Annotated in this window: 22 protein-coding genes; 11 read left to right on the forward strand and 11 right to left on the reverse strand. The window is 58.8% G+C overall.

All coding sequences use genetic code 11. From position 1 onward, the window contains the following. Positions 1-187: 187 nt before the first annotated feature. The 3 genes from L1A08_RS07640 to L1A08_RS07650 all read left to right on the forward strand — a co-directional run bounded on the left by L1A08_RS07640 (position 188) and on the right by L1A08_RS07650 (position 3642). Complete coding sequence (locus tag L1A08_RS07640; RefSeq protein WP_315860571.1) at positions 188-1207, forward strand: NAD(P)-dependent oxidoreductase; 1020 nt, start codon at positions 188-190, stop codon at positions 1205-1207. A gap of 107 nt (positions 1208-1314) precedes the next feature. Further along, positions 1315-2199, forward strand: coding sequence for a 4-hydroxy-tetrahydrodipicolinate synthase (gene dapA, locus L1A08_RS07645; RefSeq protein ID WP_238755736.1), 885 nt, complete (start codon positions 1315-1317; stop codon positions 2197-2199). Between the two features lie 150 nt (positions 2200-2349). Continuing rightward, on the forward strand, positions 2350-3642 hold the full coding sequence (locus L1A08_RS07650) for an ATPase, T2SS/T4P/T4SS family (protein ID WP_238755737.1): 1293 nt from the start codon (positions 2350-2352) through the stop codon (positions 3640-3642). Positions 3643-3683: 41 nt separating this feature from the next. Here L1A08_RS07650 and hemG read toward each other — a convergent pair whose 3' ends face one another. From hemG to L1A08_RS07675, 5 genes are all read right to left on the reverse strand, one after another. Continuing rightward, entirely contained in the window at positions 3684-5129 is a 1446-nt protein-coding gene (gene hemG / locus L1A08_RS07655; RefSeq protein ID WP_238755738.1) for a protoporphyrinogen oxidase, read from the reverse strand. Positions 5130-5139: 10 nt separating this feature from the next. After that, entirely contained in the window at positions 5140-6177 is a 1038-nt protein-coding gene (gene hemE / locus L1A08_RS07660) for a uroporphyrinogen decarboxylase (protein WP_238755739.1), read from the reverse strand. A 194-nt stretch (positions 6178-6371) separates the two neighbouring features. Continuing rightward, positions 6372-6743, reverse strand: a complete 372-nt coding sequence (locus tag L1A08_RS07665) for a hypothetical protein (RefSeq protein WP_238755740.1) — start codon at positions 6741-6743, stop codon at positions 6372-6374. Beyond that, on the reverse strand, positions 6724-8148 hold the full coding sequence (locus tag L1A08_RS07670; protein WP_238755741.1) for a sulfatase-like hydrolase/transferase: 1425 nt from the start codon (positions 8146-8148) through the stop codon (positions 6724-6726). Before L1A08_RS07670 ends, L1A08_RS07665 begins: the two co-directional genes overlap by 20 nt. A 97-nt stretch (positions 8149-8245) precedes the next feature. Then, positions 8246-9547 carry a class II aldolase/adducin family protein gene (locus L1A08_RS07675; RefSeq protein WP_238755742.1) on the reverse strand — a complete coding sequence of 434 codons (1302 nt, stop codon included), beginning with the start codon at positions 9545-9547 and terminating at the stop codon, positions 8246-8248. 247 nt (positions 9548-9794) lie between these two features. Between L1A08_RS07675 and L1A08_RS07680 the strand changes: the two genes are divergently transcribed. Next, the gene (locus tag L1A08_RS07680; protein WP_238755743.1) at positions 9795-10226 is read left to right on the forward strand and encodes an OsmC family protein; all 432 of its coding nucleotides are present in this window, start codon (positions 9795-9797) and stop codon (positions 10224-10226) included. 180 nt (positions 10227-10406) lie between these two features. On the opposite strand, the gene L1A08_RS07685 is transcribed toward L1A08_RS07680, so the two are convergent. Then, positions 10407-11423, reverse strand: a complete 1017-nt coding sequence (locus L1A08_RS07685; protein WP_238755744.1) for a WD40/YVTN/BNR-like repeat-containing protein — start codon at positions 11421-11423, stop codon at positions 10407-10409. A gap of 163 nt (positions 11424-11586) precedes the next feature. Here L1A08_RS07685 and L1A08_RS07690 point away from each other — a divergent pair, with 163 nt between their 5' ends. Next, on the forward strand, positions 11587-12684 hold the full coding sequence (locus L1A08_RS07690) for an acetate/propionate family kinase (RefSeq protein ID WP_238755745.1): 1098 nt from the start codon (positions 11587-11589) through the stop codon (positions 12682-12684). Positions 12685-12712: 28 nt separating this feature from the next. Beyond that, on the forward strand, positions 12713-15076 hold the full coding sequence (locus tag L1A08_RS07695; RefSeq protein ID WP_238755746.1) for a phosphoketolase family protein: 2364 nt from the start codon (positions 12713-12715) through the stop codon (positions 15074-15076). Between the two features lie 182 nt (positions 15077-15258). Here the strand turns inward: L1A08_RS07695 and ispG are convergent, their stop codons facing one another. Then, complete coding sequence (gene ispG, locus L1A08_RS07700; RefSeq protein ID WP_238755747.1) at positions 15259-16398, reverse strand: (E)-4-hydroxy-3-methylbut-2-enyl-diphosphate synthase; 1140 nt, start codon at positions 16396-16398, stop codon at positions 15259-15261. Positions 16399-16779: 381 nt separating this feature from the next. On the opposite strand from ispG, the gene L1A08_RS07705 reads away from it, so the two are divergent. Further along, positions 16780-17751, forward strand: coding sequence for an NAD-dependent epimerase/dehydratase family protein (locus L1A08_RS07705; RefSeq protein ID WP_238755748.1), 972 nt, complete (start codon positions 16780-16782; stop codon positions 17749-17751). A 60-nt stretch (positions 17752-17811) separates the two neighbouring features. Here L1A08_RS07705 and L1A08_RS07710 read toward each other — a convergent pair whose 3' ends face one another. The 4 genes from L1A08_RS07710 to L1A08_RS07725 all read right to left on the reverse strand — a co-directional run bounded on the left by L1A08_RS07710 (position 17812) and on the right by L1A08_RS07725 (position 20184). Continuing rightward, on the reverse strand, positions 17812-18450 hold the full coding sequence (locus L1A08_RS07710) for an MltR family transcriptional regulator (RefSeq protein WP_238755749.1): 639 nt from the start codon (positions 18448-18450) through the stop codon (positions 17812-17814). 24 nt (positions 18451-18474) lie between these two features. Next, entirely contained in the window at positions 18475-19428 is a 954-nt protein-coding gene (locus L1A08_RS07715; RefSeq protein WP_238755750.1) for an ornithine cyclodeaminase family protein, read from the reverse strand. Positions 19429-19621: 193 nt separating this feature from the next. Next, positions 19622-20005 (reverse strand): hypothetical protein, encoded by a 384-nt coding sequence (locus tag L1A08_RS07720; protein WP_238755751.1) that lies wholly within the window; start codon positions 20003-20005, stop codon positions 19622-19624. Further along, complete coding sequence (locus L1A08_RS07725; protein WP_238755752.1) at positions 20002-20184, reverse strand: hypothetical protein; 183 nt, start codon at positions 20182-20184, stop codon at positions 20002-20004. Before L1A08_RS07725 ends, L1A08_RS07720 begins: the two co-directional genes overlap by 4 nt. Positions 20185-20376: 192 nt before the next feature. On the opposite strand from L1A08_RS07725, the gene L1A08_RS07730 reads away from it, so the two are divergent. The 4 genes from L1A08_RS07730 (at position 20377) to L1A08_RS07745 (ending at position 26283) form a co-directional block, all read left to right on the forward strand. Next, positions 20377-21750 (forward strand): tRNA modification GTPase, encoded by a 1374-nt coding sequence (locus L1A08_RS07730; protein WP_238755753.1) that lies wholly within the window; start codon positions 20377-20379, stop codon positions 21748-21750. Positions 21751-21922: 172 nt separating this feature from the next. After that, a complete protein-coding gene (locus L1A08_RS07735; protein ID WP_238755754.1) occupies positions 21923-23452 on the forward strand; it encodes a c-type cytochrome in 1530 nt (509 codons plus the stop codon). Positions 23453-23628: 176 nt separating this feature from the next. After that, positions 23629-24426 (forward strand): cytochrome c oxidase subunit II, encoded by a 798-nt coding sequence (coxB, locus tag L1A08_RS07740; protein WP_238755755.1) that lies wholly within the window; start codon positions 23629-23631, stop codon positions 24424-24426. Positions 24427-24471: 45 nt separating this feature from the next. After that, positions 24472-26283 carry a cytochrome c oxidase subunit I gene (locus L1A08_RS07745; RefSeq protein WP_238755756.1) on the forward strand — a complete coding sequence of 604 codons (1812 nt, stop codon included), beginning with the start codon at positions 24472-24474 and terminating at the stop codon, positions 26281-26283. Positions 26284-26307 lie beyond the last annotated feature (24 nt).

Consider the following 26307-nt stretch of genomic DNA (forward strand, 5'->3'; position numbering starts at 1 on the left):
TTCAGGACGCCGGTCACCGACTTCCTGTGGCTTCGTCCCCGAGACGCACGCGTCTGGGCCATCCGTTCTTCGATGGCATTCTGGATCAGCGACCGCGAATCAGTCGGTGGAAATCGGTTTCCCACGTCCGGAATGCCGCTGGCTTCTCCGCATGGGCGTGCAAATGACAAATTAGCGAACTATACTGATCGCTCGACTTTTTCGACGCTCCGCCGCTCTCACAGCGACTCGCCGGACGCTTGCGTCATCGACATTTTGCAGACTGAATAGACAGAGACCTTACAGAACAATGCCGCAACTCACGATTCAGCCCGGTCAGACGAAAATTGGATTCATTGGGACAGGCGTGATGGGCCGCAGCATGGCCGGTCATCTGATCAAAGCCGGATTCAGCCTCTCGGTCTACTCGCGGACCAAAGAGAAGTCGCAGGACGTGCTCGATCAGGGTGCTCAGTGGTGCGACAGTCCGAAAGCAGTCGCCGAGCAGTCCGATGTCGTTTTCGCCATCGTTGGCTTCCCGAAGGATGTCCGCGAAGTCTTCCTCGGCGAACAGGGAACGCTGGCCGGTGCGAAAGAAGGTTCTGTGCTTGTCGACATGACCACGAGCGAGCCGTCGCTGGCTGTCGAAATTTACGAAGCCGCCAAGGCCAAGGGCGTGCACGCTGTCGATGCCCCGGTTTCCGGAGGAGACATCGGAGCTCGCAATGCGGCTCTTTCAATCATGATTGGCGGCGATGAAGACGTCGTGACCGCTCTGAATCCCTGCTGGGAAGCGATGGGAAAAACGATCGTCTATCAGGGCAAAGCCGGTTCCGGCCAGCACACGAAGATGGTCAATCAGACGCTGATCGCCACAGGCATGATCGGCGTCTGCGAAGCTCTGCTTTACGCCTACAAAGCGGGTCTCGATCTGGAAACGGTGATGAAATCCGTTTCTTCCGGGGCAGCCGGCAGCTGGTCGCTGTCGAACTACGGCCCGCGAATGATGAAGAACGATTTCGATCCCGGCTTCTTTGTCGAACACTTCATCAAGGACATGGGCATCGCCCTGGCGGAAGCTCGTCGGATGCAGATCTCGCTGCCGGGCCTGGCGATGGCTCAGCAGCTCTACATCTCTCTGCAGGCTCTGGGGCACGGTCGCGATGGCGTTCAGGCTCTGGTGCTGGCTCTGGCGGAAATGTCCAAAATCGACTGGAAGAGTCGCTAATCTCCAACAGGCCGAACATCACGATCGCCGGCTGTGTCTGAACTCATCTGCTTCAGTCGGCATTCACTTTTCATTCATTCAACGGTATCCAGCAAACAGGTTTGAACATGACGCGCAAAGGGGAGATGTTTCGGGGAGTGACAGTAGCTCTGGTCACTCCCTTCAAAGACAATCAGGTCGACGAACAGGGTCTGCGGAAACTGGTCGATGAACTGATCGATGCTGGCGTGGAAGCGCTGGCACCCTGCGGCACCACCGGCGAAAGTCCAACACTTTCGCACGATGAACACGACCGCGTCATCGCCATTGTCTGCGAGCAGTCGAACGGACGGGCCAAAGTCATGGCCGGGACCGGTTCGAACAGCACGGCCGAAGCGATCCGCCTGACGAAGCACGCCAAATCGGCGGGAGCCGACGGCGCTCTGGTTGTCTCGCCCTACTACAACAAGCCGATGCAGTCGGGCTTCTATGAGCACTACAAGGCCGTCGCCGAAGAAGGCGGACTGCCGGTCGTGGTCTACAACATCCCGGGACGATCCGCCAAGAATATCGAGCCGGAAACAATTCTCCGACTGGCCGAACTGGAAAACATTGTGGCTGTGAAGGAAGCGACCGGGTCGATGGACCAGGCATCGCAAATCCTCGGTGGCTCGAACCTGACGGTTCTCTCCGGCGACGACAGCCTGACTCTGCCGATGATGTCGATGGGCGGAAGCGGCGTCGTGTCCGTGGTTGGTAACATCGTTGCCAAAGACGTGAAAGCCATGGTCGACGCGGCTCTGGCCGGTAACTGGGACGAAGCCCGAACACTGCATTTCAAGCTGTTCGGTCTCTGCCGCGATATGCTTTCGCTGGCCACCAATCCGATTCCCGTCAAAGCGGCAATGGCTCTGCTCGGCCGCGACACGGGAGATCTCCGGCTGCCGCTGACGAGGCTCGAAGACGCCGGCGTCGCCAGCCTCAAGAAAACTTTGTCGGCGTACGGATTGTAATCGGCCGAATTCTCTCCAGAATAGCGGAGACTGCCACCTGGCCGTTCCCGATGTGTAGAATTTGACCTCGGGACGGCAGCTCTTTGCGTACGGTGGCCGACGATCCCAACTTTGAAGGTGCTCACTGACCATTAACGTGGAGTCGATCTGGTGATTTTCGGTTTCGGTAAAAAGAGCCAGGATGATGACCTGGAAGATGAAGTCGAACTCGTCCTCTTTCAGGGAACGATCAGCGGCGTGGAAGTCGACATTGCCGCTCACGCTCGCCTGGCCGAAGTCGGTCTGCTGCGGGCCAAAGAACTTGTCACCGACGCCCTCGAACGCCGAGCCGAAATGCTCCGGATCGAACCGAAGGGCGAAAAAGGGGCCATGGTCCAGCTGTATGTCGACGGCATCGGCTATTCCGGCGGTCGGCTGATCGGCAAAGAAGCGATTGCCGTGACGCAGGTCCTCAAGCTGGTCGGCGGCATGGATCCCAAAGACCGAACCAAGCCACAGACAGGTGGAATTCGAGCCGAGTTCGATGACCGCAAATATCTGCTCGTCATTGAAACACGCCCCGGCAAGGAAGGCGAACGCCTCAACCTGCATCTGGTCGACGTCAAGAATGCCAAATACAGTCCGTCCGAGCTTGGCTTCAGTGAGGAGTCAATCGCGAAGATTCGCGAGATGACGGGAAAGAAAGGTATTGTCCTGGCGGCGGGTCCTCCAGGATCGGGCGTTACCAGTCTGGCATTCGCGATTATTCGAGGGATCGATGCCTACGTCCAGGCGACCTTTGCTCTGTTCGACACGGGACATCGCGAGTTGGGCAGTGTCTCGAAGTTCGAGCGTCGCGAGGGCGAGGAACTCGGCACGGCTCTGCAGCGGCTGATTCGTATGGAAGGCGATGTCGCCTTCGTCGAGCCGTTCGACAATGAAAAAACGGTCCGGGAGGCCATTGAGAAGCATGAAGAGATCACAATGGTCTCGGAAATGAAGGCCCGAGATGCCGCTTCGGCGATCGAAAACCTGGGCAAGATTCTCAAAGATCCCAAGAGTGTCGCGGAAGCGGTAAACGGCGTCTTCGGGCAGAAGCTGATTCGCAGGCTCTGCGAAAAATGCAAGCAGCCCTACCGTCCGAACCCAAAGCTGATTCAAAAGGTCGGACTGCCGGAAGATGTGCAGACGCTGTATCGTCCGCCTCAGCCGGAACCAGGCGAGGATCTCCGACCGTGCCGTCGCTGTGGCGGAAGTGGATATCTGGGCCGAGCCGCGATGATTGAACTCATCGAGATGACCGACGACATGAAGAAAGTCGTGGCAGCTGGTGGAGATGCCGCAGCGATCAAGGCGCAGGCCCGCAAAGAGAAGATGCTCACCTTCAAAGAAGAGGGGCTGAAATACGTCGCCGAAGGCGAAACCTCCCTGGAAGAACTGCAACGAGTCTTCCGCGCTCAATAGAAGACTCGTCGCGACGATTTGCTCACACCTCTCAACTCCGATCAGGTGACGTTAATTTCACGCCAGCTCTGTTCTACGCGGTTCCAGGCGGTCTGAATCACATCCGGCAGGCCCACGCCATGCAGAGCATTTCCGGCGAGTTCGAGACCGCGCTGTTCTGAGAACTGCCGTTCGATCTCGCTGATTCGCTGCTGATGCCCAACGTGGTACTGAGGCATGGCCCCGTTCCAGCGAACGACTCGAGTCAGCTCCGGTTTTCCCTGAATGCCGAAGATCTGTTCGAGTTCGCCACAGGCCAGCTCGGTCAGTTCCTCATCGGACTGTTCGAGCAACTGTTGCTGCAGCGCCCCGCCTATGAAGGTGCGGAGTTGAATACGCCCCTCGGGAGCTCGATCCGGAAACTTACGGCTCGTACAGGAGACGGCCAGAACCTTCCGCTGTTCAATCGCCGGGATCACCAGGCCGAAGCATTTCATGTCGTGCTGAATCTGATCGAGCCGATAGCCGGTAAGCACGATAGCCGCCGAGGCGTACTCGATCTGCTGCAGAGATGAGGTCAACTCCGGTAGAGCTTCTCGCAGTATGCCGGCAGCCACATGACTCGGCACGGCGAGAATGACAGCATCGTAGGTTTCCGTTTGCTCTCGCGATGTAACGCTCCATCGCCCATCATCGGTCTTTGACACCTGAGTGACCGGAGTCCCGGAACGGATCTGAACGTCATCCTGAATCGCCGAGACGAGTGCGTCCTGCAGCACCGACATGCCGCGATCGAACGAAAGAAACAGTCCGTAACGGGCGCCGCTCGCCTGGCTTTCAGCGGAAGCCTTCCTGGCTTTCGATTTCTTTGCCTCGTGAAGCACGCCCTTGAGCACACTCCCATGCTCGGCTTCCATCTCGAGAAAACGAGGCAGCGTGGAGCGAAGTCCCAGCTTGTCGGGGTCGGCGGTGTAGATGCCGCCGATCATCGGCTGGATCATTCGCTCAAACGCCTCTCGGCCAAACCGGCGACGAGCAAACGAGGAGAGCGATTCATCCTCTTGAGGCTGCGGCCGGATTAAGTATTCCTGCAGCACACGCATCTTCCCGGCCGGGGAGAGGATCTTCGTTTTCAGAAAGGCCTTCAGATCGCGCGGAGCCATCAGATCGAACCCGACCGGCGTGGGCAGCGGGCGGCCGCGGCGGAGAATCAGGCTCTTGCGGAATCGCTTGTCGGTTTCGATCAGCCGGTCGCTCAGCCCCAGTTCTTTCGACAGTTCAAGCGCAGCCGGCTTGTTCGTGATGAACATGTCGGCTCCCGTCTCGAGCAGATAACCATCCTGCTCGATGGTGCCGAAGACGCCGCCCAGACGATCCGAGGACTCGAACAAATCGATCGCGACCGGCCGCGATGCCGATCTACCCAGGTTGACCAGGCGATGGCAGGCGGCCAGTCCGCTGATGCCTCCGCCGATCACGGCCCATCGCTGCGGCTGGTCGTGCGACATGCCAGACACCTCAGCGCGCACCCAGTTCGTGCACGATCTCAACCAGAGCTTTCACGTTCTCCGGCTTCATGTCCGGCATCACGCCATGGCCGAGATTGAAGATATGGCCGGGCTGTCCATTCGCCTTCTCCAGCACCGCGGCGGCTCGTTCGCGAATCGTGGGAATGTCGGCGAAGAGTGTGACCGGATCGAGGTTCCCCTGAATGGCGACGTCGTGCCCCAGGACCGCCCAGGCCTTGCGAAGATCGACACGCCAGTCGACCCCCATCACTGCCCCGCCCGCTTCTCGCTGGAGTGGCAGAAGGGCGGGGTTGCCGGTCAGGAAGTTGATCACCGGCCCGTGAGCAGAAACGGTTTCAATCACTCTCTGCGTGTAAGGAAAGACGTACTTCTCGTAGTCGTCCGGCGACAGGCATCCGGCCCAGCTGTCGAACAACTGCACGGCCTGGCAGCCTTCTTCGAACTGACGGATCAGATACCGCGAGATCGAATTCGACAGCCGCGACATCACGGCGTCCCACATCGCCGGGTCGTTGTACATCATCGTTTTTGTCGCGATGTAGCTCTTGCTGCCGCCCCCTTCAATGGCGTACGAAGCGAGCGTGAAGGGAGCCCCGGCAAAGCCGAGCAGCGGAATGTCTTCGGGCAGGTCCCGTCGAATCAGCCGAATGGCGTCGTACACGAAGCCAAGATCGTCGAGCGATTCGACTTCCTTAAAGCGATCGACATCGGCAGCCGTCCGCAACGGGTTGTGAATCTTCGGCCCTTCGCCTTTTTCATACGTCAGGTCGATGCCCATCGGCACGAGCATCGGGAGGAGATCGGCGAACAGAATCGCGGCGTCGACGCCGAGCACCTGCTGAGCAGTCAACGTGACTTCGGCGGCCAGTTCCGGCGTGTGGCAAAGCTCGATGAACGTCACCTTACTGCGGACGGCCATGTACTCGGGCAGATAGCGTCCCGCCTGCCGCATGATCCAGATCGGCGTGGTGTCGACCGGTTCGCGGCGAATGGCTTTCATCATCCGGGACTGTTCGTAGGCAGGCATGAACTCTCCAGCAGCGGGCTCAATAGGTGAAGGGAGCCAGCCGCAGCCGGCAATGATGAGAGGGCGGAACTAAAATCAATCATCAACGTATGCCACTGGCTCCGCCAGTGTTTCGAACACGCCGGCTTTCTTTTCGCACTGACAGAGCCAGCGCCATCCGACGTTGTTGACGAAGAAAATCGATCCGCCCCAGATTACTTCAGGAACTTGCCGACGCGTTCGACGACTTCCGGCTTTTCGTATTCCATTTTACCGAAACCGTACTCGGCTCCGATCTGAACAGCCTTTTCCTGAGCATCCGGATAGTTCGAAACCAGCATCACCGGCGTCGTGTTGATGTCCGGATCCTGCTGGATCGACTGAATCACGTCCATGCCGTCGCTGTAGTCGGCATCGAGCTTGCGATTGACCGTGATCAGATTGAACTGTTCGGTGCGAATCCGCTTGAGAGCGTCTTCCTTGTCCGGCGAGCGGACCAGTTCGACATCGAAATGGGACGTCAGGAACCGCAACAGGGCTCCGTCATCCGGAACGCACTGACCGACACTAAGAACTCGCTTTTTCATTTTTCTTCTTCTTTGTCTTCTGCTTTTCCTGCTTCGACGAGCCGGCATCGGCCTTCGCGGCCGGGTCCGCCAGCATCACTCGGGTTCCTTCGTACCGGTCCAGAACCGCCTGCAGTTTTTGATGAGCATCAGCCGCCTCGCCGGAGAGGTTCTCCACGTTCAGCGGCTGTTTTTCTTTCCAGTCTTCTTCAATGTTATAGTATCGCCCGTCGCGGTAAAGTTTGAAGGTCCGGCCCTGGGCAAACTCGACGCCGGTCTTCCCGCCGTTGCGGGCGTACCAGCAGTAAATCGAATCGCGAACCGGCCCCTCATTGCCGACGAGCTGCGAGTGGAAACTGAGCCCGTCGAGATCGAGCTTCTTCGGAGCCTTCACGCCGGCGACATCGAGCAGCGTGGGAAAGACATCGGTGAAGTCGATGAGATTCCCGTTCACCGCTCCCTGTTCAATCGTCCCCGGCCAGCTGGCGATCAGCGGGACATGCATCCCCTGTCGCGTCGGACTCCCCTTGCCTCCCTTGTACGTTTCGCCATCCAGAACCGAGGTGACACTGGTCGCCGCGCCATTGTCGCCGGTGAACAGGACCAGCGTGTTGTCCCGGATTCCAGTTTCGTCGAGCTGATCGAGCACCTGGCCGACCATCTTGTCGGTGTAGTTGACCATATCGACAAAGAATTCGGGATTCTTCTGACTGTTGTTCGCTCCGGGCGATTTCGGATCCCATTCCTCACTGTCGGGCGTCGGCTCGAAAGGCCAGTGCGGCAGGATCATCGGGTAATACACCAGAAACGGCCCCTCGGAATTCTTTTCGATGAAGTCGCAGAAATACTCGTTGACGACATCGGGGCCGTAGCCGCCGGGATAGTCGATCTCTTCGCCGTTCACTTCCAGCCCGGGGTTGGGATACCGGCTCGGTCGCCGCGTCAGCTGCCACAGACAGTACTCGTCGAAGCCGAAGTGATGCGGCCCCTCGAGCCCCCCTTCCAGCTGCCACTTCCCCGCGATACAGGTGCGGTAGCCGTTCTTCTTGAGCACATGAGCAAAGGTCGTCTGACTCGGCTCCAGCAGGCCGAACCGCACGTAGTTCCGCTGGTTGTACAGACCAGTCATGATCTGCACGCGCGTCGGGGTGCAGATCGGCTGGGAATGACAGCGGGTGAACCGCATCCCCTCGGCTGCCATTTCATTCAACCGCGGTGTCTCGTACGAACTCCCGCCATTGACTTCGAGACACTCGTAGCCGAGATCATCGGCCATGATCAGCACGATGTTCGGCTGCGACTTCTTCTCAGCGGCAACCAGACCTGTTTCGAAGACCAGCCCCGCCATCAGCGAAGCCGCGATCATCAGACAGGTCCACCGGAGTGGGCGAACGTCATTCAATAGCAGAGCGACTCTTCCAAACATGGGACCTCCGAGTGAAACAGGCGGTTCGGCGAGGGATATCCTCTCGACTCACTGGACAGATGCGATCCGTCGATTGTCCACGGACGGGAAGCCGGGGTCAATTCTGCGGCGAAGGCAACTTGAACGCGACGCGGAGTTCTTCAATCACCGCATCGTTCATCGAAGAGACTTCACCAATGCAGCGGGCGTTGATCACCGCCTCCGCAGTGGACTCCAGCACTTCGAGCCGGTCGAACGCATCGAGCACACTGGAACCGGTCACGAGCACGCCGTCGTTCTCCAGAAGAGCCGCCGGGCAGGCCTCGCTGATGTAACCTGCGATTTCCCCCTCGCGATACTGCACGCCGTACGGCACCCGATCGACGTCCCGCAGAAAGACGTAGCTCTCCGGAATCGTCCGCACGTCGAGCGGGGTTTCAGTCACGCTGAACGCGGTCGCATTCACCGGATGAGCAAAGACAATCGCCTGCACATGCGGATGTTTGCGGTAGATCTCCCGGTGCGCGAACACCGCCCTGCTCGCCTTCTTCCCGGCTTCGCGATACTCCCCCTCAACCCGCACGAAGTCGTCGATCTCCAGCGTTTCGCGATCCTGCTGCGTTGGCGTGATCAGAAACGAGTCTTCTCCGAGTCGAGCCGAGAAACTTCCTTCCGTGCTGATGAACAGTCGCTGCCGGCAGCCACGTCGCAGGAACAGCGAAAGCTGCCGCCGCAGTTCGATCTCTTCCACAGAAACCGGCCAGTCAGTTGTTGATTCGAGGGAGACGGAGCGCTGCAGCGCCTGATCGAGTTCGGCATCGGTCAGATAGCGGATCTCACCGAGTTGCCTCCCTTTGATGATCGTCTTCGCGGCAAACTCGAACGCTTCAAACCGCTGAAACGCCTGAGCCAGCGATTCCCCGCCGACCGCCACGCCGTGATTTTCGAGAATGACACTCTCGCAGCCCTCGGCAAACTTCGCCGCGATGCTGTCCCCGAGTTTCTGACTGCCCGGCAGCGCATACGGAGCGAAGCCGATCTTTCCGCAGACGGAATGAGCCTGATGAAACAGCCGCGTATCGGGCGTTTGCCGGCAGATGCTGAAGGCGACCAGGGCGACCGGATGCGCATGCACAATCGCCCGCAGATCGGGCCGGGCCTGATAGATCGCCTGATGAAACGGAAACTCCGACGACGGCGGATGCGGCCCGTCGACCGAGCCATCCGGCTTCACGCAGACGATGTCCTTCCGGCTGAGATCGCCCTTGTCGATGCGAGCCGGCGTGATCCAGATATTCCCGGCGTCATCCCGAATCGAAAGATTCCCGCCGGACGTGGTCGTCATCCGCGAGCGATAAATCCGCTCCATCGCCCGCATGATCTCATCCCGCGGATGCACAAGTCCCTGCTGCCGTCCCATGATGTTCTCCGTCTGCGCTCGAAGGGTGTCTGTTGAAGTCCCTTCAGCATAGCTGGTCGAGCGAGTGGAATGAACGGAGGCGATGATCTGGTCCCATTCAGCATGTCCAAGCGAGCGTGGGCAGCACACAGGATCGTTGTGTGAACTGTGGGTGAAATCGCGGCTGCGGGGGGCTGGCGTGTCCGATTTCCGCTGTTACGATACACGAAACGCAGATAGACACACATTCATTTCAGGAGCGATGCACATGGCGATCAAACGGACGGGTTCAGCGGTTTGGCAGGGTGGTCTCAAGGACGGCAAGGGCGAAGTTTCGCTCGAAAGTGGAGCTCTGTCGGGTTATCCGTATGCGTTCTCGACTCGCTTCGAGGGACAGAAGGGAACGAACCCCGAGGAACTCATCGGAGCCGCCCACGCCGGCTGCTTCACGATGGCTCTCTCCAAGATTCTCGGCGACGCCGGCCTGACCGCCGACAAGATGGAAACGTCTGCCGAAGTGACACTCGACAAAGTCGGCGAAGGCTTCGAAGTCACGCAGATCCATCTCACGCTGAAGGGCAAAGTCCCGGGAGCCGATCAGAAGAAGTTCGAAGAACTTGCCGGCAAAGCCAAAGAAGGCTGCCCGATCTCGAAGCTCTTCAACACGAAGATCACCCTCGACGTTCAACTCGCCGAGTAGGTTCGACGTTCAGTCGCAGTCATAAGCTGGATGACGGTTTCATGGGTGGCCCGACCGCCTCAGCGGGCGGGTTGCGAAAGCGACAAGAGGCCGCGCCAGCCGCGTCTCAGAACAATGCGCGTTCAGGCTGGGTTACGGCTTCGCCTAACCCCGCCTGCGTTGCCTTGCACCCGACCCTGATCAACTTTCGTGGACCAGAACCACGAGTTGATGAGGTTCGTCGACCTGGTACTCGTCGGGCCAGGGGATTTCGATTTCTTCCCAGCTCTGGCCGCCGTCGGTGGAGCGGTACAGTTCTTCTTCCCAGGCGGCGAAGAACGTTCCGGCCTGTTTCGGATGGGCGGCGAGCAAAGCCGTGCGGCGCCCCTTGCCTTCCGGCAAGCCCTCGTGAAGCAGTTCCCATTCGTCGCCGTGTTTGCGGTAGAGATGCGACTCGGCTTCGTCGACATCATGCGACTGCCTCGGGCCAGCTGCGACGGAAACAATCACCGTTTCCGGATCGCCTGAATCAACGGCGACACTCCAGACGTAGTGGTGCTTCAGTCCGTTGTGAATCTGGGTCCACCTCTTCCCATTGTCCGTGCTTTCAAAGTAACCATCGCCAGCCGCGGCGTAGAGGCGGCCTTTCGCTTTGGGATGCATCGCCAGTTGATGGGTATCGATCGGGGCCTCCGACTGGCGATCACACCACTTGTCGCCCGCGTTCGGACTGGTGACCAGCGCCCCGGCTTCAATGGCAACAAACAACGCATCGCTCCGCAGATCCGGCTGAATCCAGCGGACGTGGTGCGTTTCCGGTCGCGGCGGAAAACTCCATTCATCCGCCGACGGCAGCTCCGTCAGTCCTTCGCATTCGTGCCATTGCAAACCGGCGTCTTTGGAACGATAGATCTCACTCGGCTCCGAGCCGGCATAAACGATTCCGCAGCCGTGCGGGCATTCGCTGGCACTGACCGCGACCGATAACACCTGCGAATGCGGATAGCTCTTTCCCACCGGCTCCCAGTTCTCGCCGGAGTCTTCGCTTCGCCAGAGTCCTTCGCCAAAGGTGCCGCAATAGAGCAGCTCGGGACGCAGTGGATCGACTGCGACACAGCGGACCGGTTTGCCCAGCAACAGCAGGTCCACCCGAGTGGCCTTATCCACGAAGACCAGGCGTGCCAGAGCATTGCCAGCCGCCAGCCAGAGAGTCGTCATTGTTGCACCTTAATCGTTTACAATGGGAAACCGTGGATTCGCATCTCGCGGTCGGATTCAGGAGTGTTATCATTCAGAATAATCGGAACCGACCGGAACAGAAGAGGTGTTCCGCCGGCGACTGCTCTCGCACTCAGGACGAATCCGCCACGGAGGTCCCACAGTGAATGTGTTATCCCTGAACCCGGGCAGCAACACCCTCAAGTATAAACTGGTTCGCGTCGAGAACGAACAAATTTTGTCGGCCGGTTACGTGGAAGGCGTAAGAGGCGATGAGACCGTAGCCGCGGTCCGCGATCTGTTCGAACAGGGTTTCGATCATCCAATCGACTTCGTCGCGGCTCGTGTCGTACACGGAGGTTCCGACCATCTCCATCCGGAGCCTGTCTCCCCGGAACTCCTGCAGGATTTGCGTAGCCGTTCGCACCTGGCTCCGCAGCATCTGCCGACCGATATCGCTGTGATTGAAGCGGTTCAGAAGGCCCGGCCCAAACTTCCCGTTATCGCGGTGTTCGACACGGCTTTTCATAGCTCCATCCCCGCGGAAGCCGCCCGGTACGCGATTGGACTCGAACCGGGCGACCGCTTCCACCGCTTCGGGTTTCATGGTTTCGCTCACGGGAACAGTCTTCGCCAGTATTGCCGGCTGACCGAACGATCCGAACAGGGGCTGCGGCTGGTCAGCGTTCACCTTGGTGGAGGCGCGAGCCTGTGCGCAATCCGCGATGGACAGAGCATCGACACCACAATGGGTTACACGCCGACTGAAGGTCTGGTGATGTCGACCCGCTCGGGGGATGTTGATCCGGGGATTCTCATCGAACTTGTCCGGAGTGGAATGACCGCCGATGACCTGGAGGAATTACTGAATCGAAAGAGCGGGCTGCTTGGGCTTTCCGGATTGAGTGCAGATATCCGTGATCTCGAACCGGCGGCCGCTGAGGGAAACCGGAATGCCGAACTCGCTCTCGAAGTCTACGGGCATCGATTCCGCCGTTATCTCGGCGCAATGATTGCAGTGCTTAACGGCTGCGATGCCATTGTCTTTTCCGGGGGACTGGCCGAGAACTCACCGACCTTCCGCGAACGGATGCTCAAGAATCTCGACGGGCTCGGAATTACAGTCGATGCCGGACGAAACGGTTCGGCCGATCCCGAACATCCGGCCCGAATTTCTCCCGAGGGAAAAACGATCGACATCTGGATGATCCCGGTCGATGAAGAGCTCGAAATGGCGCGCAAGGCCGTTGAAATCATCTAACGACATTCTGCTCCGGCAGGAGAACACCATGTCCACTGCAGTGCTCACCGATCGTGAACTTGATCTGATCGACCGCTACTGGCGGGCTTCCAACTATCTTTCGGCCGGGCAGATCTATCTGCTCGACAACCCCCTGCTTCGCCAGCCGCTGGAGCAGAAGCATATCAAACCCAGGCTGCTGGGGCACTGGGGAACGTGCCCCGGGCTGAATCTGATCTACGTTCATCTGAACCGGGTCATCAAACAGGACCGGCTCAACGTGATCTACATCACCGGCCCTGGACATGGCGGGCCTGCGCTCGTCGCCCAGACGTATCTTGAAGGGACATACTCCGAGTTCTATCCCGAGATTACGCAAGATGAGCCGGGCCTGCAGAAGTTGTTCAAGCAGTTCAGCTTCCCCGGCGGAATCTCCAGCCATGTCTCGCCGGAAGTCCCCGGTTCCATCAATGAAGGCGGCGAGCTCGGCTACTCCCTTTCCCATGCGTTCGGAGCCGCTTTTGATAACCCCGATCTGATTGTTGCCTGTGTCGTTGGCGATGGCGAAGCCGAAACCGGAGCACTCGCCACCGGCTGGCACGGCAACAAGTTCCTGAATCCGAAACGGGACGGAGCCGTGCTGCCGATCCTGCATCTCAACGGCTACAAGATCGCCAGCCCTACGGTGCTCGCGCGGCTTCCGCAGTCGGAGCTGGCCAGTCTGATGACCGGCTATGGATACGAGCCACACTTCGTGGAGGGAGACGATCCCCCGAACGTTCATCAGCAGTTCGCGGCCACGCTGGACGAATGCCTGCGAAAGATTCACGACATCCAGCAGCGAGCCCGGAACGGGGAAGAGATCTCCCGCCCAACCTGGCCGATGATCGTTCTGAGAACTCCGAAAGGCTGGACCTGTCCGGAGGAAGTCGACGGTAAGAAAACGGAAGGGTTCTGGCGGAGTCACCAGTTGCCGATCAAGCACATGGATGAAAGCGATCACCTTTCGGTGCTCGAACACTGGCTCCGCAGTTATGACCCCGACAGCCTGTTCGATGCCGAGGGAAAGCTGATGGACGAACTCGCTGCCCTCGCCCCCGAGGGAACGCTTCGCATGGGAGCCAGCGCCCACGCCAACGGCGGCCTGCTGCTCAAGAAACTCACGCTGCCCGACTTTCGGAAGTACGCCGTCGACGTCCCCGCGCCGGGAGCTGTTACAGCTGAAGCGACGCGAGTACAGGGATCGCTACTGCGGGATGTGATGAAGGAGAATGAGACCGCAAAGAACTTCCGTCTCTTCAGTCCCGATGAGAACAACTCGAATCGCTGGGACAACGTGCTTGATGTGACCGATCGCTGTTTCATGGGGGACATTCGGCCGGAGGACACCAGTCTCTCCCCGGAAGGTCGGGTGCTGGAGATGCTCAGCGAGCATCAGTGTCAGGGCTGGCTGGAAGGCTATCTGCTGACGGGTCGGCATGGCTTCTTCAGCTGTTACGAAGCCTTCATTCACATTGTCGATTCGATGTTCAATCAGCACGCCAAATGGCTGAAAGTCTCACGCGAAGTCCCCTGGCGGGAACCGATCGCATCGCTGAACTACCTGCTCTCCTCACACGTCTGGCGGCAGGATCACAACGGCTTCAGCCATCAGGATCCCGGCTTCCTGAATCATGTGGCCAACAAGAAAGCCGAGATCATTCGCATTTATCTGCCGCCGGATGCGAACTGCCTGCTCAGCGTGACCGATCACTGCCTCAACAGCCGCGACTACGTGAACGTCATCGTCTGCGGCAAGCAGCCCTCGCCGCAATGGCTCAATATGAAAGCAGCCGCGGAGCACTGCGCAAACGGCATCGGCATCTGGGACTGGGCCAGCAGCGACGACGGCGACCCCGATCTGATCATGGCCTGCTGCGGCGACGTCCCGACCATGGAAACGCTGGCCGCCGTCGACCTGCTCCGTCAGCACGTGCCTGAATTGAAGATCCGGGTCATCAACGTCGTCGACCTGATGAAGCTGCACCCCGAATCGCGGCACCCGCACGGTCTGACCGATGTCGAATTCGACCGGCTGTTCCTGAATGACCGCCCAATCATCTTCGCCTTCCACGGCTACCCGACGCTCATCCACGAACTGATCTACAAACGCAGCAGCCACCACCACTTCCACGTCCATGGCTACAACGAAGAAGGGACCACGACAACCCCCTTCGACATGGTCGTCCGCAACCAGCTCGACCGGTATCACCTGGCAATGAACGGACTGAAGCGGCTGCCCTCACAAAGTGAAGCGGCGAAGCAAGCCATCAATCTCTGTGAGGAAACGCTGAAGCGGCATCACCACTACACCCGAGAACACGGCGAAGACCTGCCGGAAGTGCGGGACTGGAAATGGTCGAGTTCCTCTTGAGCTGGAGCGAGTGGAATTCACCACAGAGGCACAAAGATCAGAGAGTGTAGAGGGATGCTCCAGAGACCTCTCCGTGTCCTCTGTCGTTCTGTGGTTCAAATGAATCGAGAACGGGTAGCCCTGGTTGAATCAACCGGGGCGATCCTACTTTCGAACAATCACCTTCCAGCATTCAAGCCGCTCTACGACAACTGACGCGAATCGATCAGTTGATCCAGTTCCTGTTTCAATCGGCCGAGGATTTCGTCGTAGGGGTAGGCTCCGAGGGATTCCGGGCCTTTTTTCAGGTTGACGAAGTTGGGGGCGCACCAGAGGCCGAGGTCGGCGTCGTCGGTTTCGCCGGGGCCGTTCACGCGGCAGCCCATCACGGCGATCGTGATGTCGTGGTCTTTGGCATAGGCCGACATTTCCTTGACCTTGGCGGCCAGGTCGACGAAGGCTTCGTTTTCGACGCGGGAACAGCTCGGGCAGCTGATGATGTTCAGGCCGTTCGTGTTGAAGTCGACCACGCTGCGGACGCGGCCGTTGGCGATGTCGTCCAGAATGCCGCGACCCGCTTCGATCTCTTCGTACTTGCGATCGTTGGGAACCGTCAGCGAAACGCGGATTGTATCGCCGATGCCCACGCCGATGAGCTGTTCAAAGGCGATGCGGGTTTTGATGACGCCATCGGGCGGCATGCCGGCTTCGGTCACGCCGAGATGCAGCGGCACGTCGGGACGCTTCGCCGCGAACCGCTTGTTGACTTCGACCACCTTCTTCGGATCGGAGTCTTTCAGCGAAACGACGTAGCGGGTGAAGCCGAGGCTGTCGAGGAAGTCGCAGTGATCGAATGCCGATTCGAGCATTGGCGAAATCGAATCTTCCGGGTCGTACTTCTCTTTCTTGGCCGGATCGACCGAACCGCAGTTTACGCCGACACGCAGGGCACAGTCGTGTTCGCGGGCGACGTTGACGATGTACTCGACCTTCTCCTGCCACGGCTTGTCGCGTTCGTGGTGATACAGGTGTCCGGGGTTGTAGCGGATCTTCTGCACGTTGGGAGCGACCACCTCGGCGAGGCGATAGTTCTCCTGCAGGTCGACGGAGAGATTGGCGTCGACCTGGCGGGCGATCTCGTTGAGAGCCTCCGCGTCCTTCTTACTATCGACGGCGACGCGAATCACGTCGGCTCCGATGCCGATCAGCTGCTGGATCTGGGCGACCGTGGCGTCGATGTTCGGAGTCTTGGTCGCCGTCATGCTCTGCACGGCGATGGGATGCCCTGCTCCGATGGTGATGGAGCCGATGGCGACGGAACGGGTCGGATTGCGTTGAATCATGGCTATTTCGCTGGTTCAGGATCAGGAGCGGGGCTCCCGTGCAGTGAGAGTTCCGGCGGAGGGAAAACGATCGAGCCGCCGGGGGAATTCTTGCCCGTTCGCCGGAATTTGCAACGTCCGGAGGGCCGCCAGTCGGGAGAAATCGCCCGACCAGTACCGCTGTCCAGAGAGTCTATCAATTTTCGGCCGGGGAGGCAGCCCGATTGCCGCCCTGCTTCCGTTCGCGCCGATGGCTGGATACGATGGCCAATCCGAGCGGAACGGCGTGTTTTCCGCAGTTTTTTCCCGAATCTTCATGCGTAACCGCGTAGACAGAGCGAAATTCTCTTCATCAGCGATGTCTCGCGCGAGCCAGCGGCTCCTTCAGAATCTGGATCTGTTATGAAATGTCTGATCACCGGCGGGGCCGGTTTCATTGGTGGATACGTTACCGAATATCTGCTCAACGAAGGTCACGAAGTCACGATTCTGGACAACCTGTCGACCGGCCGGGCCAGCAACCTCGATCATCTGAAGGATCACCCGAACCTCACCATTCGCGTCGGCTCGATCACCGATCCCGTGCTGCTTTCTGAAGTGATGGCCGGACAGGACGAAGTCTATCACCTGGCCGCAGCCGTCGGGGTGAAGCTGGTCGCCGAGGATCCGGTCCGCACGATCGAGACCAACATCTACCCGACCGAACTGCTGCTGCGTCTGGCGGTTCAGGGTGGGCAGAAGTTCTTCCTCGCCTCGACCAGTGAAGCGTACGGCAAGAACGAAAAGGACCGCTGGGTCGAAGACGACGATCTGCATTTCGGCCCGACCTCGAAACCCCGCTGGGCGTACGGCTGCTCCAAGGCAATCGACGAGTTCCTCGCCCTGGCCTATCACCAGAAGTTCGGTCTGCCGGTCGTCATCGGCCGCTTCTTCAACGTGGTCGGCCCGCGACAGGTTGGCAATTACGGCATGGTGATTCCCCGCTTCGTCGAAGCGGCTCTGCAGGGAACGGCTCCCACCGTGTACGACGACGGCGAACAGGTCCGTTGTTTTGCTCACGTGAGTGAAGTCGTGAAGTGCGTCGTCGGGCTGATGCGGCAGGACAACCTCGAACACCGCCTGTTCAACATCGGCAGCGACACGCCGATTTCGATCCGCGAACTGGCCGAACGGGTGATCGCTCTGGTCGATCCGTCCCTGAAAATTCAGTACGTGCCCTACAAAGACTACTACGGCCACGACTTCGAAGACGTCCGCCGCCGCGTGCCCGATACGACACGGTTGTACGAAACCCTCGGCTTCAAACCGGAGATGACGCTCGACGAAATCCTCAAGGACACGATCGAAGCGAAGAAAGAGGAACTCGGCCGGTAGGGGCGGTAGCCGATTGGTTACTTGTGTGACTTGAATGCAACTGTTGGAGCAGATTAGCCACTACTCAGTTGGCTCGTCTTCCTCTTTGAAGAAGTTCGCCATCTTCTGAATGAATTGGGTCGCTGTCTCAGATTCCATCGCAAGAGAAACCAACTGCTTGAGTTTCTCCCGATTTGCCTTAAGTTCCTCTTTTGTCAGAAACAGGTCTTTGGCCGGAGCTACATGCTTGATCCGTTCCAAATCTGAGTTCAAGACAGCAAGGATTGATATAGTCGTCTTGACAAACATTTTTCTCGGATCATGTGCTGGCTCGATCAAATGAAAGTGAAAGAGCTCGTTACATCGGTTACGAATACGATCGTCCGAGAACTCTAGTGGAAGATGGGAATGACCAAACTCATTACGAATCCGTCTGATGAGATGAAGGTCTCGCCTTACATTTTCACCGATCAGTCCCAATAAGTACGCTGCATCAATTCTTGCGGAGAAAGTCCCAAGTGGCCCCGATTGTGACAAGTGTTCTGTCGCTATTTTCTGATCGTTCACAAACTTCGCGGTAAGCAACTGTTCCAACTTGCTATCAAGAAACGATGCGACCATGAGTGCACAACCTCGGTCCGTTTCCGCATTTAGAGAGAAACGAAACTCAAAGACTTCCCGCGCGTGTTCCGGAAATTCCTCACCAAATTCGTCTTTCATCTTTTTCCCCGTTTGCTGCTTATTTTAGAACGGTAACTGCTGGCCGATGCCCTGTTCGCGGGCTCGCTGGACGATGAGGGAACCGAGGGCGACGTCTTCGATGCCGAGGCCGACCGACTTGAAGATCGTGATGGACCGGGGATCGGGGCGGCGGAGTTCTCCGACGACAACGTCAGCCAGTTCGCCAATGTCTTCCCAGGCGAGAAACCCCTGCTCCAGTGATTCGACGAAGTCGCCCGCTTCGAGGCGGCACTGGTCGCGGGAGTCGCAACAGACGAGGTCGGCTCGTTTGAAGCAGGTGACGTCGAGCTCAGTTTTCTTGAGGAAGTTCGAGCCGACCGCGTTGACGTGCGTTCCCGGTTTCAGGTCGGTCCCCTGAAAGACGGGCGTCTTACTGGTCGTCGCAGTGACGACGATTTGCGAGGGCCGAACCGCCTCGGCTGCCGAGGGGGCGGGAATGACTTCGCAGTTGAGATCAGCCGCGAGCGTCTCGGCGAATTCTTTGCGGCGGTCAGGATCGCGGCCGTAAACGAGAATCTTCTTCAGCGGTCGTACGCCCGCCACGGCCCAGGCCTGAGTTCTCGCCTGCAGACCGGTGCCGATCAGCCCGAGCGTGTCGGCTTCTTCCAGAGCGAGATAGTTGCTCGCCACGCCGGTCGCTGCTCCGGTGCGAAGCTGGCCGAGATAATCGGCTTCAATCAGAGCAGAGAGCGTCCCCTGTTCGCCATCGTAAATGCCGACCAGAAAGCGGGCCCCTTCGCGCGTGGTCGTGTAGATCTTCCACCCGAGTTGATCGAGTTCCCGATCGGCTCCGGCCAGCACGTGCATGATCACACTGTTGGTTCGCGGCCGGCCGCGGGACTGGTTCTCGGCGTTTCCAGTCGCGAGATGCTGAAAGGCCTGCTCGGTCGTCTCCAACGCATCCTGCATCGTGACCAGGCGGCGGACATCGTCTTCGGTGAGAAAGATCGCGGGCATGTTTTCGAGCCTTCCGAGATGACAGAGGATTGAAGTAACAAGTCGATCCGGGTGGCCCCGAAAGATTTCGGGGCGGCGTAGCCGTGGGAGAAGGCGATCTGTGTCGAGTTCTTGAAAGGAGATTCTCTCGCGCAAAAGACGAAGCAGCGCTGAAATTAGCCCCACTCAAACGGCAGCCTTCTGCGTGATATGCTCACGACTGCGGGTCGAGGTACTCATTCAAATAGTTCACCAGATCGGTCGTCATTTTACTTCGCGGCACCACGAGCTGACACCCGGCTGCTCGCGCCTGTTTCAGCCGGTCGACTTCGACGTGGGAGCCGAAGCCGATGACCATCAGGTCGGGATACTGCTCTCGAACTGCGGCGACATGCGAGACCGCTTCCCCAGCCGAATCGAGATCGATGATCCACAAACCAGGCGGCTCGGTTCCAGAGTCTGAAGCCAGCGCAGCAGCGTCTTTCAGGATACGCACTTCCCGCTGAAGAGCACGGGCGGTATCGAGAATTCGCGTGGTGAAGAGGAAGTCACTGCAGCTGAGCAGGCCGAGGCGGGGAGCGTTGGTGTTGTCTGTCACGACTGCTCTCTCACGCCAGCCGACGATTCTGGCCGCTGAGATTGTGGGCGTGATTTCTTGTTCCGTTCATCCCAGGGGATTTCGATCGAACGAACAAAAAAGAACCACGACAGGCCGCCGATCGCCAGCGCGAACAGCATGACGACGATGGGTAACCAGATGGCGGAGAGCATTTCCATACGTTGGTTTCCGGGCTCAGAGGAAGAACAATCCGGGATGCGGTGGTTGCTGGGGCTGTGAACCTCAAGTATAAGCGATGCGGTTCACCGTGCGAACCGGGCATATTGCCGCACCTGCTTCTGTGTTTATCTATCTCCTGCTCCGGCACTGGCTGAGCCAGTGGCCCACTTATTATCTCCTGCAGCCGTTGCATGTATTCTCCCAGTCAGATTGATCCTGAGCAGACGATCGCCGCCATCGCTTCGCCGGCTGGGGCGGGCGGACGGGGAATCATCCGAGTCAGCGGGGCGGATGCTCTCGACATTGCCGGCAGTTTGCTGCGGGAAGCGAACCCGCCACTGACGATCGGCACGCGATCGGCGGAGCGTTACAGCTGTACCATTCCCTTCGGTTCCTTTGGGGCACCGCTCGACATTGATCTGTTCGTCTGGCCGGGAACGCGAAGTTATACCGGACAGCCGACGGTTGAAATCCACACGATCAGCTCGCCCCCGATTCTCGAATCGTTGCTGGGACGCATCTATGAACAGGGAGCCCGGCCAGCGGGTCCGGGTGAGTTCACGATGCGAGCCGTGCTGACCGGGAAGATGACACTATTGCAGGCCGAAGCCGTCCTCGGCGTCATCGACGCCGAATCGGAACGGGATCTCGATCAGGCCCTCACGCAGCTGGCGGGCGGGATTTCCTCACTGATGCGGACCATGCGGGACGATCTGCTGTCGGATCTGGCCGATCTGGAAGCGGGGCTCGATTTTGTCGATGAAGACATCGATTTCGTCGATCGCGGCGACTTCCTGAAGCGGCTCGTGCGGATTGAAGCGGAACTTGAAGACCTGTGCGAAGCGGCCAGCGAGCGGATGATGAACCGCCCCGAGTTTCGCGTTGTTCTGGCCGGTCTTCCGAATGCCGGGAAGAGCACGCTGTTTAATGCCCTCACCGGAAAACAGGCTCTCGTTTCCGATCGGGCGGGCACAACGACCGACTATCTCTCGGCAACGGTGGAACGGGACGGCGTGCGGATTCAATTTCTCGATACCGCGGGCTGGGAGCTTGGTCTCGATGAAATCCAGCAGCAGGCCCAGTCGCATCGCCAGCTGCAGCTGGAACAGGCCGATCTGATCCTCTGGTGCTCGTCTGCCGACGATTCCGGGAACGAACTGGATGACCGGCGATTCACCGAACTGCGACGGCTCGGACGCCCTGTCACTCAGATCGCCACAAAGTCTGATTTAGGTGGCACTTCCGGCGATGCAGAAGTTACCGTAAGCGTCGCAAAAGCGATCGGGCTGGAGGAACTGTGGAGCCTGCTGATCGATCGGGCTTCTTCGGGAAGTGTGCATCGGACGGAACTGCTTTCCACGAGTGCGGCTCGCTGCCGGGATGCTCTGTATCGGACGCGGGATCACATTCATTCCGCGAGGTCACTGGCCGAAACGACCGCCGGCGATGAGTTGATTGCCGAGGAGATCCGAGGTTCGCTCAGGGAGCTCGGGATGATTCTGGGACAGGTGCACACCGATGATCTGCTCGATCTGGTTTTCAGCCGGTTTTGCATCGGAAAATGATCGCCCGTCACTTATGCGTCACTTTGTCGCAAACGTGCGGCCTGATGTCGCGTCCGGCTTGATATCAGTGGCCAGATCGTGACAATGCGAATGACCTCGGAGCCAGCCAACGACCTGATCGTTCAATACGATTTCGGTACGCGCTCGCTTTGTCTTTCCTGCCTGAAACCGCATGTCAGAGACGTCGATGCCATTCTGGAAGACCTGTAAAACTCGATGCCGCTTTGCGACGCCGCTGCTGGTGATTCTGCTCGCCGGCCTGGTGGGCTGCGAGCGTGTCGACAGCCAGTTCCGCTTCTCCGAAGAGACCGAACTCCTTGCGCCGCAGGCAGAAACGGCTGTCAAAGAGACGGTGCTGGTCAACTTCGGCTCCCCGGATGACCCCCGAATTCCGGTCTATTTCCCCGTCGATCGCGGGCAGATCTCGCTGACGGTCGCCGACTTCGATCCGGAGAAACCGACCGAACTTCTGATCGAAACGCCCGAGGAAGAAGTCGATCTCGTCGGAAAGCGGCTCGAACTCCTGTTCGATCCGGAAGACGCATTCGATGTTCAAATGGATGCTTTCGATGAAGAGCAGCCGAACCCGCTGGACGGCCTCGATCAGCTGACCATTGCCGCTTACGACACGGAAACGGGAACAATCACGCTGACTCAACCGCTGCCCGATGTCGAGTTGATTGAACCGGGACTCGAACTGGCCGCCGCTCCGAACAGCTATCTCGCGGAAGGGGAACGCCTTTACGCTCAGCATTGCCTGCACTGTCACGGCGTGAGCGGCGATGGAAACGGGCCGACCGCTCAGTACATGGAACCGAAGCCTCGCGATTATCGGCAGGGCAAATTCAAATTCACCTCGACCGGGCCCCAGGATCGGGCTTCTGATGCCGACCTCGCCCATATCCTGCGGGAAGGAATCCCGGGAACCTATATGCCGTCGTTCAAAATGCTGCCGGATGAGCAGATCGACCGGCTCGTTAATTACGTGAAGTTCCTCGCGATGCGGGGCGAAACCGAGCAGGCGTTGAATATCGAAGTCGGCCTCGACTTTGCGTCGAGTGTTCTGGAAGAAGAACTCGAAGACGTCACGGACCCGGAAGAGATCCAGGAGATCAAAGCCGACTTCAACGAAGAGCTTGAAGAGTTCATCGCCGAGGACTATCCGGAAATCGCCCTGTTCGGCATGCTCGATCTGGCGGAAGCTTGGGAAGCGGCCAATGATGAGGACGCGATTGTCTACCCTTCGACGGCTCGGCCCGATCCGTTCGGACCTTCGATCGCCGACCCCAATCGAACGTCGGTTGAGAATGGACGGGTGCTTTACCTGGGCAAAGATGCTCAATGTGCATCCTGCCACGGCGATGCCGGTCGCGGCGACGGGTTTCAGACACGCCAACTGCAGAAGCGACGTGACGGCAGTGATTACGACGTGCCGGGCCTGCACGACGACTGGGCCAATCCGCTGAAGCCGCGAGACCTGACCAACGACATCTACCGCGGTGGACGGCGGCCGATTGATATCTTCCGACGGATCTACGTTGGTATCAAAGGAACACCGATGCCGGCCTTTGGCGGAAAGTCTCTCACGGATGACCAGATCTGGGACATCGTCAACTTCGTGATGACGATGCCTCACGACAAGGGACCGACCACATCGCATCCGCCAGCCGAGGGTGCCGTCGGCATGGTCGGAGAGAAATAAAACGTGGATGCCCTGGCCACTTGGGCGTGGCCGGGCGGAAGGCGTCCCAAACAAGTTGAAGCGTTCGGAGTTGAGGAACGAACGTGCCCACGCGAATGTGAGCATGTCACCCGGCGACAAGACCAGATGAATCAACAACCGGTGCGTACAGACGACGCATGCAGGGGAGTTTTTCAGTGAAACGATTGTGGTGGATTTTCTTTCTGATGATCTGGCCGGTTCTCGCGGTCATCGTCAGTCTGTTGACGCCCCAGCTGCAGTGGGGTTTCCCGCTCAGCGGACAGTCCGACTCCCCCCTCGGCGGCGAGATCGATCATCTGTTCTACCTGATTCTGATCATCACGGGCGTGGTGTTTGTCGGAACGCATGTCGCTCTGGGTTACGTGATCTGGACCGCATCGAGCCGCCCTGCCGATCGCCGCGCCTGGTACACGCACGGCAATCATAAGCTGGAAATGACCTGGACGATTATCCCCGGTCTGATCCTGCTCTTCCTGGCGTTTTACCAGATGAAAACCTGGGCTCAGTTCCGCATGGAAGAAGCCTACCCCGAGGCGGCCAGGCAGAACATTGTCGCTGAGGTAAATGCCCGGCAGTTTGAGTGGCGAATTCGCTACCCTGCTCCCGGCAAAGAGTTACAGCGGAAGCCCCAGCTCGACGACATGTACGGCGTGAACGAACTGCACGTCCCCGCCGGCAGCCCGGTGACGATTCACCTGCGGACGATCGACGTCCAGCATTCGTTCTTCCTGCCGACCATGCGGATCAAACAGGATGCCGTGCCCGGCCTGGTCATTCCGGTCTGGTTCGAGGCCAAAGAGCCGGGGGAATATCCTCTGGTCTGTGCCGAACTGTGCGGCTGGGGCCATTACAAGATGGGTGCGAAAGTTGTCGCCCATCCGCCCGAAGAGTTCGACGAGTTCATGAAGACGATGCATCAGGCCCAGTTCAACGACGGCTTTGCGGCTGAGTAACGTCCCCGGCACAGCGACTGAATCCACTGAATCGAAAGCTTCCCAGTGACCAGCGAGACTCCTGCACAACCCGACCACTCGACGGAGGACACCCATTCGCAGCACGCGCATGGGCATCGCCAGTCGTTTATCACCAAATACATCTTCTCGACCGACCATAAGGTCATCGGGATTCAGTTCCTGTTCACGACGATTTTCCTGCTGTTGATCGGGGGAGCTTTCGCGCTGGCAATTCGCTGGCAACTCGCCTTCCCGAACACGCAGATGCCGTTCGTGAATAAAGCCTTCTTCGAAGCCTCCGGCGGACAGATCACTCCGGAGTTCTACACCATGCTCTTCACCATGCACGGCACGGTGATGGTCTTCCTGGTGATTATTCCGATCCTGGCCGGTGCGTTCGGGAACTTCCTGATTCCGCTGATGATCGGCGCCCCCGATATGGCCTTCCCAAAGCTCAACATGATGAGCTACTGGTTCATGTGGCCGGCGGTTGCCTGCTTCGGACTGAGTCTGTTTTATGAAGGAGGTCCGGCGGCCGGCTGGACGTCCTATCCGATTCTGGCTGCGTTGTACGATGCCGCCCCGGGGTCTGGATTTGCCCAGACACTATGGTTGATGGGGATCACGTTTGTCGGGGTCTCTTCGATGATGGGTTCGGTCAACTACATGACCACCATCATCAACATGCGATCTCCCGGCATGACCTTCTTCCGGATGCCCCTCACAATCTGGGCGATGTTCATCACCGCGATTCTGCAGGCGTTTGCTCTGCCGGTTCTCACCGCAGCCGGGCTGATGCTGATTGCCGATCGCGAATTCGGCACCTGCTTCTTCGTGCCCGCCGGAATCACCGTGAACGACGCCGAGCCAACCGTCGGAGGCGGACAGCCGCTGCTCTGGCAGCACCTGTTCTGGTTCTACTCTCACCCGGCCGTGTACATCATGCTGCTGCCGGCGATGGGCATGATTTCCGACATGCTCTCCTGCATGTGCCGCAAGCCGATCTTCGGCTACCGCCCGATGATCTATTCCATGTCGGCGATCGCCGGTCTTGGTTTCATCGTCTGGGGCCACCACATGTTCATTTCGGGCATGAACCCGGCTCTGGGTATGACATTCATGGTGGCGACGATCATGATCGCCCTCCCCTCGGCGATTAAAGTCTTCAACTGGATCGGCACCATCTGGGGCGGTCATATTGAGTTCAACACGGTGACGCTGAATTCGATCGCGTTCGTGTCGATGTTCATCGTCGGCGGGCTGAGCGGGATCTTCATGGCGGCTGTGCCGGTCGATATCTACATCCACGATACGTACTTTATTGTCGCACATTTCCATTACATCCTGTTCGGGGCGACCCTTTTCGGTATCTTTGCCAGCATCCAGTTCTGGTATCCGAAAATGTTCGGACGAATGATGAGCGAGCCGCTTGGCAAGCTGCACTTTGTTCTGACATTCATCGGCATGAACGGCACCTTCTTCCCGATGCACATGCTCGGGATCGCCGGGATGCCTCGTCGATACGCCAACCCGTATCTGCACGAGTATCTCGAGCATCTGCTGCCGCTCAACCAGTTCATGACCTACTCGGCCATCCTGATGGGAGCCGCCCAGATTCTGCTGCTCATCAACGTGTTCGGCAGCCTCATCTGGGGCAAGAAGGCTCCGCGTAACCCGTGGAACTCCAACGGGTTGGAGTGGGTCGCACCGTCGCCGCCGCCACACGGGAACTTCGAAGAGATCCCGCTCGTTTACCGGGGGCCCTACGAATACAGTTCTCCGGAACGGACCGACCAGGACTACTGGCCGCAGACAGAACGTGAAATCGTCAGTTCGTCTTCAGCGACGACCGCCTAGAATGATGGGATCGCCCGCAAACAC

Source organism: Rubinisphaera margarita, assembly GCF_022267515.1.
Lineage (GTDB): Bacteria > Planctomycetota > Planctomycetia > Planctomycetales > Planctomycetaceae > Rubinisphaera > Rubinisphaera margarita.